The organism is Clostridium niameyense (assembly GCF_001243045.1).
GTDB lineage: Bacteria > Bacillota > Clostridia > Clostridiales > Clostridiaceae > Clostridium_F > Clostridium_F niameyense.
In genome coordinates this window covers 1,248,334-1,263,255 of sequence record NZ_LN849007.1, presented here as the reverse complement: position 1 = coordinate 1,263,255, position 14,922 = coordinate 1,248,334, and the positions used below count along the sequence as shown (strand labels likewise).

Below are 14,922 nucleotides of genomic sequence, written 5' to 3'. Positions count from 1 at the left end.
TTATTATAGGAAAGGTGCAATTATGAAAAAAGTTTTTGAAGTTTTTATAAAAGATTTAAAAAATATATTTAAAAATTGGGCAGCAATTATAATCTTTTTAGGATTATGTGTGCTTCCTTCCCTTTATGCTTGGGTTAACATAAAAGCATGTTGGGATCCTTATGCTAATACGGGAAATCTACCTGTAGCGGTTATAAATAACGATGAAGGAACAAATTTTAAAGGAAAAGAAATTAATGTTGGAGAAAACATTGTAAACGGACTAAAAAAGAATAAGTCTATTAAGTGGCAATTTGTAGATAGTTGGCAAGGTAACTATGGATTAAATGAAGGAAAGTATTATGCCCTAATAGAAATTCCCCATAATTTTTCTAATAAACTTGTAAGTTTAACAACAACAACTCCTGTTAAACCCAATATAGTTTATAAAGCTAACGAAAAATTAAATGCTATTGCTACCAAAATAACTAATGTTGCAAAAGATAAGATAACAAAAGAAATTAAAACTAATTTTATTGCTACAGTTAATAAAGAGTCCTTTAATTTTTTAAATCAATTAGGTGTTAAATTGCAAATAAATAAACCAGAAATAGTTCAATTAAAGGATTCCTTAGATGCGTCTAATAACAATTTAGATAAAATAAAAGCTCATATTAATAATGCAAATTCAACTTCTAAAAGTTTATCAACATTTTTAAACGATAGTACAAATAATCTACCTAAAATAACCAATGAAATAAATAATTTACAAGCTAACATTAGCAATAATAAAACTTTAATTTTAGCTACAAAAGATAGCATAAATAATTTAGGTAATAACCTGAAAAATGACATAAATGATATAAAAAATATTAATAATCAAATTAATTTATTAATGACAAATGTAAAAAACCTAAATAACAATTATATGTCCTCAATAGATAAGACTAAAGTTTTAAATGAAGTGAATACAAATATAGATTTATTAAATAATAAAATTGATATTTATATAAAGGATTTAGCTTTATTAAACAAAGAAAAACCTAATGAAGCTATAAACAAAGCTATACAATTAGCTAAAGGACTACAAACTCTATTAATTAAAGAAAAATCTGAAATAAATAGGATGAATACTTTAATAAATAATGGGAATTCAAAAGATAATAAGGAAAATATAAATAAACTTATAGATGAAATTTCAAATACAAATAGTGATACATCTAATAAAATAAATAATGCATATGGAAATTTATATTCTACCCTACTTCCAATAATAAATAATATTTCTAATAATTTAAATGAAAGTATACAAGTAACTAATTCTATATTAGAATCTAGTAAAGTTATAGTACCAGAACTTTCAGCACTTAATACTTATGTATCAACAAATGCTAATTTAACTTCTGGAGAAACTAAAAAATTATCAACTAAATTAGATGAATTTCAAAAGCAATTAGACAAACTTAGAGAGAAAACAAAAAACCTAAATGGTAAAAATTTAGATAATATAATAAATATATTAAAGAAAAATCCTAATATGGTATCTAATTTTATTTCTTCACCTATAGAAGTTAAAGAGGAAGAAATATACGCTACAAATATATTTGGAGTTGCCTTAACACCTTTTTACTCAGTATTAGGTATATGGGTTGGAGTACTTCTAGCCTGTGCTTTACTATCAGTAGAATCTGAAGAATATGTAGATGGAGAAAAATTAAACTTTATTCAAAGACACTTTGGAAAAATGTTATTATTTTTATTTTTATCTTGTATTCAAACATTAATAGTAACTATAGGTGATAAAGTAATATTAGGTGTTAATCCTGAGAATATGCCACTGTTAATAGGAATCTCCCTATTAACATCACTTACTTTTACTATTATGATATTTACTTTGGTTTCATTAATTGGCAATGTAGGTAAGGCTATTGCAGTTGTAATTATGGTATTTCAGATAGCTGGCTCCGCAGGTATTTATCCAATACAAACCAATCCTAAGATTTTTGGACTTCTACATCCCCTATGGCCATTTACATATGCCATTAATGGATTTAGAGAAGCTATAGCAGGACCTATTTGGGGTGATGTTATGAAAAACGTTTATGCCCTACTTACATTTTGTATTGTATTTTTATTATTAGGTTTATTAAAGAAACCTCTTCATAAACTAAATGAATTTATGGAACATGAATTTAAGGAATCAGGACTTTAATTAGTAAAACACCTGCTCTATCTTTATAAAAATAGAGCAGGTGTTTTATTTTAGAGTATAAATTTTTTATATTTTATTATGTTATAAATAATTAGTATATTTTAAACTGTAATTAATTTTTACTCATGATTATTAAATTCTAAAATATAATTTAAGGTTGTGTTCATACCATCATGAGCTATATAAGAATTTTCAAAAATATCCGTAGCATTTTTTACAAAATCTTTAGGCTCTACCATTGATGGGCTAAAATGAGTTAATATCAATTTATCTACATTAGATTCTTTTGCAAGATTTGCTGCTTCTTCAAAGGTCATATGTTTATTTTTTAAAGCTTTTTCCATATATTCATAGCTTCCATAAGTTCCTTCACAAATAAATAAACTGCTATGTTTTATAAAAGATTTTATGCTTTCAATAGGTCTCGTATCTGTTATATAAGATATCTTTATACCTTCTCTTTCTTCTCCCAAAACCATATAAGGTGCATAAGGGTTTCCTTCAAATTCTACAACTTCTCCCCTTTGAAGTTTATTCCACAAAATTTTAGGAACGTTATTTTCTAAGGCTTTTTTAACATCAAATTTAGGAAGTCTTTTATAATAAAAACTATATCCTATACAACTTGTGGAATGTTCTAATTCAATTGTAGAAATGACTATATTAGAGATATTCTCATTGTGAACTACAACAGAATTATCTTTAGTAATTTTCAAAAATACTTTTTCAGGGTTTTCTATAATGTTTAATTTATAAGGCAAATATGGATTTATAATATTCAGTCCCGAAACTACATCTTTAATCCCTTTAGGTCCTATTATGGTTAAGGGCTCTGTTCTATCACTATTACCTATAGTAGACAGTAATCCAGATAAACCTATAACATGATCTCCATGGCAATGAGTAATACAAATAATATCTATAGATTTAAATCCAGATTTTACACTCCTTATAGCAACTTGTGTTCCTTCACCTACATCTATTAATATCTTTCTTCCCAAAAAACTTAATAGTGATGATGATAAAAATCTATTAGGCATAGGCAAAGAACCACCTGTGCCTAAAAAACAAACATCTACCATATTTCATTACCCTCTTTTTAATTAATTTTTTCTTTTTCCTTCTAAAGTTTGATTTATAATATTTTTCATCATATCTTTAGTTAACGCTCCAGTTACATATCCAAATACATTTCCCTCTTTATCAATCATATAAGTAGTTGGAAATGAACTAATTCCATATTCACCAAAAACCTCTCCTGATTCATCGAAAACTACTGGAAAAGAGTACTTATTCTTATTTAAAAATTCTTTTATTCCAGCTATATCTTTTTCTTGTCCTCCTGGATTTGCAATGCCTAAAATAATAACATTTCCTTTATTTTCATTATATTCTTTGTATAATTCTTGTATATGAGGCATTTCAGAGCGACATGGAGGGCACCAAGTGGCCCAAAAGTTTAAAAATACTATTTTTCCTTTATAATCCGATAACTTATGTTCCTTACCATATTGATCTTTAAGTTTAAAATCTTCGACAGGCATTACGTCGCTATTTTTATCTTCTTTATTTGGAGTTTCTTTTTCATTATTGATTTCAGAGCTCTTAGCATTTTTATTATTATCTGAATTTAAATATCCAGTAATATTATTACCTAAACCTGTGAATGTCATTACTCCAATAATTATAAGAATTATTCCCCCAGCTTTAATAGTATATTTAAGAAAATTACGTTTAGTTTTTAAAAAGTTTAAGACCTGAGAAGTAAATAATCCTAACAACAAAAATGGTATTAAAAATCCAATTGCATAAACTATAACTAATAAATTACCTATTAAAGCACTTTTAGCACTAGAAGCTAAAATAAGTACAGAGGACAATGCAGGTCCTACACAAGGTGTCCATGCAAAACTAAAAGTAAATCCCATAATAAAGGCCATAATTGGATTCATATTATCATAGTCAAAGTTTAGACGTAGCTTATGTTCTCCACTTAAAAAATTAAACTTTAAAACTCCAAGTTGAACTAATCCTAATATAACTATAATAACCCCACCTAATCGAGTAAATAATACCCTATTATTACCTAAAAAACTTCCTAATGTGGAGAAGGATAAACCTAAAATAAAAAAAGCAAAAGAAATTCCTAAAATAAAAAACATTGTATGTAAAAATATTTTTTTTCTTTTATAAATTATCTTACCATCAGAACTTTTCTCTTTAGCATTACCGGCTAAATAACTTATATATATTGGCAAAAGAGGTATAACACAAGGAGAAAAAAAGGATAAAATCCCTTCTAAAAAAACTAAGAAAAAACTTATATGATTTGTAGACATAATTTCATTTAACATTTTATTTACTCCTTTTTAAATATATTTAATAAAATGTATCATAATAAAATCATTTAATCAACAAAAATTTAATCTATAAAAAACAAACAATATTTGAACTATAAAATAATACTAGGAGTTTTTTCATTCTCCTAGTATTAGATTAACAATTGAAATATATATAACCATCTAAAAAATGGAAAACAATACATTATATAGTTATTTATAAACTCCTATATTTATCTTTTTTATAACGAAATCTTTCTTTCAAAATAGTGTCCAAGGTATATATTAAATCTTCCTTGTCATAAGGTAGTGTACCCCCTAATGCTACGTAGTTAGATGCATGATTACTTCTAAATACACAATTAGTTACATTCATGTTTTCTAGCATTAATTTTGTCTCTTGCATGATTTCTTTGGGTTTTAATAAGATAATTTCACCTTTTTCTACTTGCTTTGTAATTTCACTATTAGAATCTAAAAGAAGCGTTAATAAACCTACATATGCTGGATCCATTAAAGATACTACTTTTCCTGTTTCTATAGCGTGCTTTTCCCATTTTTCTTTTCCACCTAATCCAGATATTATAGTTATAGATAATTTTATTCCTGTAGGTTTTAATCTTTTAGAAGATTGTATATATTCTTCTACAGTAACTCCTTTATTTATATCTTCTAAGATTTCAGCACTCCCAGTTTCAAGTCCCATATAAACTATACCCAATCCTAAACTATTAAGCTCTTTAAGTTCTTCTTCTGATTTTTTTAGTACATCCTTCGCAGTAGCATATATACCTATTCTATTGCAATAAGGATGAACCTCTTTTATCTTTAATAATATTTTTTTTAAAGTTTCTGTTGGTAGACAAAGGGCGTCACCATCTGCTAAAAATACTTTTTTAACTTTGCCATAATAAAGTTTACTTTTCTCCAAGTCTTCAAATATTTCCTTTAAGTCTCTTATTCTAAATTTTTCGTTTTTGTACATAGAGCAAAAAGTGCATTTATTGTGATAACATCCTATAGTAACTTGTAAAATTAAACTATTTGCTTCGCTAGGAGGTCTATATATCATTCCTTCATATCTCATAATATGCTCTCCTTTATTAAAATTATAATTAATACAGTCACTCATATTATAGTAATTATATTAAATTTATACAAATAAAATCCTAAATATTTAATTGAGGATTTTATTTTGTATAACGTTTTTTAATATTATTTCATTAAAAAATCTATATTGTAAAATTAAAAAACTTATAAAATTAGTATTGTTTTAAAAAATTCAGTGCATATTGAATATGAAGTGAAACGCCTAATTCTAGGACATCCTCATCTATTTTAAATTTAGGATGATGATGAGGGTAAACACAACCTTTTTCTTTATTTAAAGCTCCTAAAGTTGCAAATGCTCCAGGAACTATTCTCATATACTCTGCTACATCTTCTCCTGCTAGTATTTTAGGAAAACTTATAGTTTTGAGTCCTATTTTTTCGCAGGATTCTTCTGCTATTTTAGAACACTTTTTATCATTTATAAGGACAGGAGGACTTTTTATATATTCAACTTCTGCCTCAGCTCTATAGGCTTTAGCAGTATCTTTTGATATCCTTTCAATGATAGAGGCAAACCTTTCTTTAATTTCAGGATTAAAGCATCTTGTAGTTCCTTTTAATATAACATTATCTGAAATGGCATTATACTGTGAACCACCTTGTATGTAACCAATACTTACAACTACGGGTTCTAAGGGACTTATTTCTCTACTAGAGATAGATTGAAGATTTAATACTATAGCAGATGCTGCAACAATTGTATCTACTCCTTCATGAGGAGCAGAACCATGTCCACCTATTCCTGTAACATTTATAGTAAATACATCAGCAGAAGCCCATTTAGCACCTTCTTCTACACATACAGAGCCTGATTCCATCTGGCTCCAAATATGAATTCCAAATACACCATCTACATTATCTAGTACTCCTTCTTTAATTACCTTTCTTGCTCCAGCACCTATTTCTTCTGCTGGTTGAAATAATATTTTTATATTACCATTAAAATTATTTCTATTTTCATTTAGTATCTTACAAGCACCTATTAGCATTGCAATATGACAATCGTGTCCACAAGCATGCATAAACCCCTCATTTTGAGATTTAAAATCTAAATTACTTTCTTCTTTAATAGCAAGACCATCAATATCTGCCCTTAAACAAAGAGTTTTTCCAGGTTTTCTTCCTTTAATATTTGCTATAATTCCTGTATCTATAACAGTTTTATATTCTATATTTAATTTTGAAAGTTCATCTTTTATAAGTTTTGATGTTTTAAATTCTTTAAAGGCAATTTCGGGATATTTATGAAATTCTCTTCTTAATTTTATTACATAATCTTTATTTTTCTTTGATAAAGCTCTTACGTCCATTTGTACTCCTCCAATTAATTTCTTCTTTAAAATGGTCCATAGTTTATGTTTACTGCAATAATTAAAAATATACTAGACGCTAAAAATACTTTCCAAATAACTGGCCATATAAATTTTAACCAACGATTATAAGGAATTTTTCCTGAAGCTAATAAAAACATAAGTCCTCCATAAGTAAACCAAATTATATTTGAGAAACCATCACCTAATTGAAAAGCTAAAATAGCAGTTTGTCTTGTTATTCCAAGTAAATCACTAAGAGGAACCATTAAAGGCATTGTTACTATTGCTTGCCCACTACCAGAAGGTATAAAAAAGTTTATAAAAGCCTGCACTATAAACATTCCTATAACACAAATACATTTTGGTAATTTTGATAGTGGTAGAGAAGTTGAGTAAATTATAGTGTCCACTATATTTCCCTTTAGTAAAATCCATTGAACCCCTCTTGCAACTCCAACAATTAATGCTCCAAAGGCAATATTTTGAAAACCAACTGAAAAATTTTCAGCTATTTTATTTGGTGTCATTTTTGAAATTATTCCAGCTATAATGCTTCCAATTACAAAGGTTGCAGACATATCATTCATATTCCATTTAAATTTTGTCATTCCTATTATTGTAACTATGAATGTTAAACATAAAATCAGTAAAACTAATTTATGGGTTAAAGTAAATTCTATATCTTCATTAGTATTCAAATTATAATTTAAATCACTAGTATCTATATCTTTCATAATACTAAGAGAAGGATTTCTCTTTATTTTTTTAGCGTATTTATAAATATGTACTACACTAATAGTTATTAAAGTTATAAATATTACTATTCTAAATCCTATTCCTGAAAACAAAGGAAGTTCTGCAATTGATTGAGCAATTCCTACAGAATAAACACTAGTAGGTCCTGCAGTAAAACCTAAAATCATTCCAAGAGTACAAACAGATACTCCCACTAAAGTATCATATCCCATACCACATATAACTGCCATGGCTAATGGAACAAAAGGAAAGGCTGCTTCTATCCATCCTAAAAATCCTCCAAGTAAAGCAAAGAATACTGTAAAGGATACTATAACAATAATTTCTCCTTTATCTCCTAGTTTTCTTATTAATGTTATAAGACCTGCATTTATAGCTCCAGTTTTTGAAAAGATTTCAATAGAACCTCCCACTAAAAGAATCAAAAACATAATATTACTAGCATTAACCATACCATTTGGAATCGCTCTAAATATATCAAAAATGCTAACATAACTGCTTTTTACATAATGAAAGCTATTTGCTTTTACAATAGTTTTTCCTGCTACTTTTATTCTGTCAAATTGTCCTGCAGGTATTATGTAAGATAATGCTCCACAAAACACTATAACCAAAAATAAAAGAAATAAAGCATGAGGAAAACATTTATACCAAGGTTTTTTTATTGAATTTTCTATAACATCATTTTTTTCCATAATTAATTCCTCCATTAAAGTAATTATTAATGTGAATAAATATTACTTATTATTGTTTCATACTAGTATAAAAATAAAAACGCTAGAGAATAAACTCTAGCGTAAATGCATTCTAATTTATCCCCTTATCTTCCAACTTTAAAGTTGCAGGAATTAGCACCAATATATTTTTAATATATAGGTTGCCGGGTTTCATAGGGCCAGTCCCTCCACCACTCTTGATAAGTGTTATCAATATTTTATTTTTTATAATTATACAAGATTATTTTTAATAAATCAATACCTTTTTTCAAATTTAAATATAAATTTGAAAAAAGGTATTGATTTATTTCATAATATTATTCATATTTTAAATAGACTTTAAGTATCAATCCTAATTTCAGTTTATATATTAACAATATGTTTATATAATTCATTCTTTTTCATAAGCTTTTTAGATTTACCCCTATCAGATACATATTCGTTAGCTAATAGTACAATTTTATCATCATTTTCAACAGTTATCATTGGATATGCAATAATTAAAACTATTTTATTTTTTGCTAAATACCCAAAATGGGCTTCCTTTTTCTCCCGCATTTTTAGAGCTTTCATTAAGAATAGTATCCACATTCCAAGCTATATTAGAATTTAAAACACTATTAGGATCATACATTAGTATTCTATCATCCCTAGTTATACCTCTAAGAACTATAAAGTGTCCTCCTTTTGCAATTTTTCCTTTATCTACACTTACAATTATTATTTTTCCATTTTTTAAAGCCTTTAATATTTTATTTTTTTCTTTTCGACTAACTTGTTCAACTCTTAGTTCAAAAGCCTGTCCACCATTGGTCATTAATGACCAATAAGATCCTTTTCCCTCCGCCCTATAACCGTGCTTAAAGGACCAATCTGCAATAACTTTAGGGTTTATATCCTCTCTACCAGTTAGTCCTGATATAACCATAGCTAAAGAGGTTGGTCCACAACCAGATTTTTTTATAGTACCTTTTTTTCCATACAATTCTTTTGACCATCGTATATCCCTTTGACTATAGTAAGGAATTTTATCATGTCCCCTAGAGTATTTTTTAAAATAAAGTCCCTTTATAAATATAAGAGAAAGACCTAGTAAACATATAAGAAATATTTTAATTACTTTTGAAGTAGGTTTTTTCATAGTTTTTATATCTCCTTTAAGCTATGTTATGTTCCATATCTTTTATGATACTAGAATAATAAGGTAAATTCAATAAAACGTACCTAATAGGCACGTTTTTTTATATGTTAAAAATGCTTTCCGTTTTCGTAGTAGTTTTTACATTCTAGGGATTTAAACACTACATCTAAACATTCTCTATCCTTTTTAAAATATTCAGTTATAGTCTTTGCAACTTTATCTTGAACTTCTTGACCTCTATCAAACCATTCCACTTCAATTATAGAAGGTGCATCTGTAACTTCTCCATCCATTATAAATGTATTATTTATTAATTCTATTGAGAAATAATCTCTAGGACATTCTATTATTTCTACTAGTAAATCAATTAATTTACTACTTTCTTTTATAACTTCTTCTTTTGATATTCCTCTAACTTTTATCATTGGCATAATATCATTCCTCCTAGACAAAATCTTTATTAATTATTTTTATCATATTTTATAAGGTTCTGTCCACCCTATTATTTAAAATGGATTTAAAAATAATATTTATAGTCTGAATCCAAAAACATCCTCATCCATGGATTTTACTTTTTCTGAGATTATGCCTAATTTAGATATTATTTCACTAGACAATTCCGTTGCCTCATTAAATATACTATGAACATCTTCAAATCTATTTTTTTCTATTGCATCTATTATATTATGAGCTTTACTATGTAAAAGTAAGTGTGGCTCATTAATTTCTTGCCACTCATTTTTAATTTTTGGATTATAAACATCTAAAGAATTATAAAAATGTCCAAATTTGCACTTCATTCCATCATATTGAATAGGTATTGCCTTATTATCTTCCACAATTTGTTGAAGTTTTTTCATCCACTCTTTATGTCCATTTATAGCATCTTGTAATATATTTAAGAATTCTTCATTTGAAACTGGCTTTGTGCCATTATTTAAAACTCCAATTAATTCTTTTTGTACTTCTGAAAGTCTATTATCTATTTTACCAAGATTATTGGCATAGTAATAAGCTTGTTCTGAACTATCTGATACTACTTTAGTCATTTCACTAATTTTCTCTGATTCATTTGCAACAACATTTATAGCTGAAGCTATTTCTTGTGAAGATGCATTTATCTCTTCCATTCTTCCAGCCAAATTGGTAACCCCACCTACAATACCTTCAAGATTATCTGCACTTTTTTCAAATAATACATTAACATTTTCAATTTTTTTACTCATATCTGACATAGATGCTATAGTATTATTAACACTATTTAATCCTTCATTTGCTGCATTTCTAATATGGCTAGTAAAGTTTTGCATATCACTAAGTTTAAGCTTTGTATTTTCAGCTAATTTACGGATTTCATCTGCAACTACAGAAAAACCTCGTCCATGTTCTCCTGCACGGGCTGCTTCAATATTGGCATTTAACGCAATAAGATTCGTTTGATCTGCAATAGTACTTACACCTTCAACGATTTCATCAACCTTTAAAGATAGTTCTTTTAATATACTTATCTTTTTAGACATTATTTCCGCATGATTAATTACAATTTCTTTTATTTTATTAATTTCTGCTAATTGATTTTTATTATCATCATTCATTTTAATTGAAGTATTAGACCTTTCAACTAAGTTGTTTAGATCATTTGTATTATTAGTAATAGCTTCGCTTACTTCACTTACATTTGCAGTAGTTTGCTCAACTACTGCCATATTTGATTCACTAGATTCTGCTAATTGTTCAGCTGCCTTTTTTAATTCTTTAGAAATAAAAGACATATTTATATCGAAATCACTAAGAAGTGATAATTCATTTACCAATTTTAAAAGGAGTGCATTATTCATTGATTCATTTTCTAAAATTTTGTTAAACAAATCAAAAATATATTTATGAATATCCATTTGTAAAGTTGGTTTTTCTCGTTTTTCTCCTCTTAGATAAGCTTGTACATAATCAATAATATATGAAACTTCATGACATTTTGTATTTTTACCAAACATGTTATATAATCTCCTATTCAACTTCGTTTTTCTATACTTAATTAAAATAATTTATTTATATTTTAATAATTTCAATAAATTATACAAAACTATTATGCTTTCTATTTTATCAAAATTTATTAAATCCTTCTATATATAACTAAATAAATCTTTTGAGTAAATTTCGTCTAAAAATTAAAAATCTTTATATTTCACCGATTATATAATAAAAACATAAAATATAAAATACATATTTTTCTTAATATTTTTGGTATATCTACATTATTTGAAAAACTATATACCTTCTTAAAGGAAAAAGACTGTGAAGTTTTCAATTATTTTAAAATTCTTCATAGTCTTTTAGTGATTTATATTGAATTTTTAGTCATTATTAAAATTACAGTAAATATATTATAGATATAAGTTAATACCTTGTCCACCATTAATTTTCATAATATCCTTTAGCATAGTCATTACCTTAGTATTTTTCTGAAGATTTTTAACCTTATTATTTGATTTTAAACTTTCATCACCATTTAAGTTAATGTTATTGTTTCCATCAATACTTAGTTTAATAGGTTCTTGTTTTTTTGATTTTGATTTACGTTTTTCCATTTCTTTTTCAGATTCAGTTAATATTTCAATAAGTGTTTTTCTAAGTTTTTTTCTAGCTTCCTTTTCCTCTTTGCTCAGTGGACATTCAAAACGTTGCCCATTAACAACAACCCATCTTTTTTCATCATCTATGCCTAATTCTTCCCACTGACATTCCGGGTTATTACTAGTATAGTTTACTATTTGATTAAATGAGGCTTTATCAACATATAAAGTTGTGTGTGCAGCAGTTCCTTTATCTATAGTTATTCCACCAACACTATTTGTCATTGAAAAATTTGTTCTTGATGTAGAAATATCTATTTGGTCTTTAATTTCTAAAGTTTTTCTAGGGCTATCTTTTGATGAACTTATATTTTTAGTTTCAGGATTTCTCATTGATAAATCATTGAAATATCCACCATAATTTCTCGTAATATTATTAATACTCATATAAACACCTTCTTTCTTAATAATATTATTTTCGTTCAAAATTACTTACTGCTTTAATGTTAAATAAAAATTTATCAGACGAACACAACACCAGTTTATATTTTAAATTTTTTATATGATATGAAATCTGTAATAAATTCGCTAGACATGGATTAATTATTGAATAATCCAGCTTTTTCTATGATTTCCTGATTCCTAAATAGACTTAAGACAACTGCATTATAATCTCTTAACTTTTGCGACTTCTTTATTTTTTTAGCATATTTTTTATTATCTGAAAACATGTTAATCATATAGCCCCATAGCTCTTTCATTTTAAATAGTGCATTTTTATCTTCTTTAAATAATTCTATATATTTATTTAAAATCTCATCATGAAAATCTTTTAATATCTTTTTATCTATATTAGTATTATTTTTAATCTTATTAACTAGACCTGGATTAGCTACTATTCCTCTTCCTATCATTACTGTTTTTAATTTTGGAAAAGCTTTTGTTAACTTCTTATAATCATCAGCATTAAAAATATCCCCATTATAACATACTGGATTTATGCTTAAAGATAAGGCATCTTTAAAAACTTCTAAATTAGGTTTATTTCCGTAAAAATCCTCTCGAGTTCTTGGATGAATAATTAATTCTTGTAGAGGGTATTTATTATAAATTTTTATTAATTTATAAAATTCTTCAGCTCTATCTTTTCCTATTCTAGTTTTTATAGATATTTTAATATTATCTATTTTGAATATTTCATCTAAAAATCTATCAAGTTCCCCTTGTTTTGCTAGAAATCCCGATCCTCTATATTTTGAAACCACTGTCCCAGCAGGACATCCTAAATTTAAATTAACCTCATTATAACCTAATTGTTGTAATTTCCTAGAAGTGCTAATAAAACCTTCTGAATCATTGGTAAGTATTTGAGGAACTATATTCATCCCTATATTGTTTTCCGGTAGCACATCTCTTAATTCTTTAGGTTTAAAATTTATATTTTTATTTGTTACAATAAAAGGTGTAAAATATTTATCAATATTACCAAAAAATTTTTCATAAGAGTTCCTATATATGTATCCTGTAATTCCTTCCATTGGTGCTAAATAATACTTCATTCAATAACTCCTTTATAACTATAATAAAAATATTAAATAGCCTTCTTTTTTAGGCTACTTAATATTAATTAATATAAAAACTACCTAAAGTCTGTAGATACAAACCTTAGGCAATTAAAAAATAAAAGTTTCTGTTTATAATAACTCTTTTCTTAATTCTGCTCCTGATTTTGGAGATAAATAACTAAATGGAATGTCCAGTACTGTACGTGCTCCTGTTTGACCCTCTTTATGTAATCTATAAACGGCTCTTGCATAAGCTACTAGCACACTGGCAGTAAACTGTGGATTACTATCAAGTTTTAAACTAAATTCCATTCTTTGGTTTGTATCTTCTCCAGTAACTCCTGTACGAATAACAAATCCACCATGAGGCATACCTTTATGATTTGCATTTAACTCTTCCTCAGCTATGAAATTTACTGTAGTATTGTATTCATCAAAATAATTTGGCATAAATTTAATTTTATTTTCAATATCATCTAAATCTGCAGCAACTTCCGGTACGACATAGCAAACTCTTTCATGTTTTTCTTTAGTTGAAAGCTCTACATTTTTTCCTGTACGCACCATATCAATAGCACTTTCAACAGGAACTGTATATTGAACTCCATCTTTAACACCGTCTACCCTTCTAATAGCATCTGAATGTCCTTGACTTACACCTGTACCCCAGAAAGTATAATCTTTTCCATTTGGAAGTACTGCCTGACCTAAAAGACGATTTAATGAAAATAGTCCTGGATCCCAACCAACTGATATAAGTCCAATAGTACGAGAATTTTTTGTTACTTTATCTAATTTATTAAAGTATTCTGGTATCTTAGCATGAGTATCAAAACTATCTACTGTATTAAACATCTGTGCAATTTCGGGTGTTTGTTGTGGTAGATCAGTAGCTGAACCACCGCAAAGAATCATAACATCAATTTTTCCTTTATAATTTACAATTTCTGAAATATGTAGCATTTTTGAGTTGGATTTTAATTTATCAGGATTTCTCCTTGTAAAAATGGCTTCTAAATGAAAATCTGGATTTTGTGCTAAAGCTAATTCTACACCTTTTCCAAGATTTCCGTATCCTACAATACCTATTCTAATTTTATTATTCATTTTTTTCCCTGACTATAAAGTCAAGTCCCTCCTTTTTATAAATGTCACTTTTAATTCTAGAATTTGTTTTAAAAAAGTATATACAATTTAGTATAACCTTCTTTAGTA

The 14,922-nt window shown here is 26.9% G+C and carries 13 protein-coding genes and 1 riboswitch; of the genes, 1 reads left to right on the top strand and 12 read right to left on the bottom strand.

Annotated features, from left to right (window positions below; all coding sequences use genetic code 11):
- Positions 1-22 precede the first annotated feature (22 nt).
- Positions 23-2,191 (top strand): YhgE/Pip domain-containing protein, encoded by a 2,169-nt coding sequence (locus tag BN1711_RS06980; protein ID WP_050607450.1) that lies wholly within the window; start codon positions 23-25, stop codon positions 2,189-2,191.
- Positions 2,192-2,310: 119 nt separating this feature from the next.
- On the opposite strand, the gene BN1711_RS06975 is transcribed toward BN1711_RS06980, so the two are convergent.
- The 12 genes from BN1711_RS06975 to BN1711_RS06920 all read right to left on the bottom strand — a co-directional run bounded on the left by BN1711_RS06975 (position 2,311) and on the right by BN1711_RS06920 (position 14,814).
- A complete protein-coding gene (locus tag BN1711_RS06975) occupies positions 2,311-3,273 on the bottom strand; it encodes a ribonuclease Z (protein WP_050607449.1) in 963 nt (320 codons plus the stop codon).
- Between the two features lie 21 nt (positions 3,274-3,294).
- Positions 3,295-4,545: a cytochrome c biogenesis protein/redoxin gene (locus tag BN1711_RS06970; protein WP_050607448.1), complete on the bottom strand. Its 1,251-nt coding sequence runs from the start codon at positions 4,543-4,545 to the stop codon at positions 3,295-3,297.
- 202 nt (positions 4,546-4,747) lie between these two features.
- Positions 4,748-5,617: a radical SAM protein gene (locus BN1711_RS06965; RefSeq protein WP_050607447.1), complete on the bottom strand. Its 870-nt coding sequence runs from the start codon at positions 5,615-5,617 to the stop codon at positions 4,748-4,750.
- A 175-nt stretch (positions 5,618-5,792) separates the two neighbouring features.
- On the bottom strand, positions 5,793-6,953 hold the full coding sequence (locus tag BN1711_RS06960) for an amidohydrolase (protein ID WP_050607446.1): 1,161 nt from the start codon (positions 6,951-6,953) through the stop codon (positions 5,793-5,795).
- A 26-nt stretch (positions 6,954-6,979) separates the two neighbouring features.
- Positions 6,980-8,407, bottom strand: a complete 1,428-nt coding sequence (locus BN1711_RS06955) for a YfcC family protein (protein WP_050607445.1) — start codon at positions 8,405-8,407, stop codon at positions 6,980-6,982.
- A gap of 122 nt (positions 8,408-8,529) precedes the next feature.
- Positions 8,530-8,635: riboswitch (SAM riboswitch) on the bottom strand.
- 156 nt (positions 8,636-8,791) lie between these two features.
- The gene (locus BN1711_RS06950; RefSeq protein WP_129582138.1) at positions 8,792-8,986 is read right to left on the bottom strand and encodes a hypothetical protein; all 195 of its coding nucleotides are present in this window, start codon (positions 8,984-8,986) and stop codon (positions 8,792-8,794) included.
- Positions 8,940-9,569 (bottom strand): C39 family peptidase, encoded by a 630-nt coding sequence (locus BN1711_RS06945; RefSeq protein WP_050607443.1) that lies wholly within the window; start codon positions 9,567-9,569, stop codon positions 8,940-8,942. Before BN1711_RS06945 ends, BN1711_RS06950 begins: the two co-directional genes overlap by 47 nt.
- Positions 9,570-9,676: 107 nt before the next feature.
- On the bottom strand, positions 9,677-10,000 hold the full coding sequence (locus BN1711_RS06940; protein WP_050607442.1) for a DUF1904 family protein: 324 nt from the start codon (positions 9,998-10,000) through the stop codon (positions 9,677-9,679).
- 99 nt (positions 10,001-10,099) lie between these two features.
- Complete coding sequence (locus tag BN1711_RS06935; protein ID WP_050607441.1) at positions 10,100-11,563, bottom strand: methyl-accepting chemotaxis protein; 1,464 nt, start codon at positions 11,561-11,563, stop codon at positions 10,100-10,102.
- A gap of 390 nt (positions 11,564-11,953) precedes the next feature.
- On the bottom strand, positions 11,954-12,589 hold the full coding sequence (locus BN1711_RS06930) for a hypothetical protein (RefSeq protein WP_050607440.1): 636 nt from the start codon (positions 12,587-12,589) through the stop codon (positions 11,954-11,956).
- A 152-nt stretch (positions 12,590-12,741) separates the two neighbouring features.
- Entirely contained in the window at positions 12,742-13,701 is a 960-nt protein-coding gene (locus BN1711_RS06925) for a tRNA dihydrouridine synthase (protein WP_050607439.1), read from the bottom strand.
- A 135-nt stretch (positions 13,702-13,836) separates the two neighbouring features.
- Positions 13,837-14,814, bottom strand: a complete 978-nt coding sequence (locus BN1711_RS06920) for a diaminopimelate dehydrogenase (RefSeq protein WP_050607438.1) — start codon at positions 14,812-14,814, stop codon at positions 13,837-13,839.
- Positions 14,815-14,922: the final 108 nt, after the last annotated feature.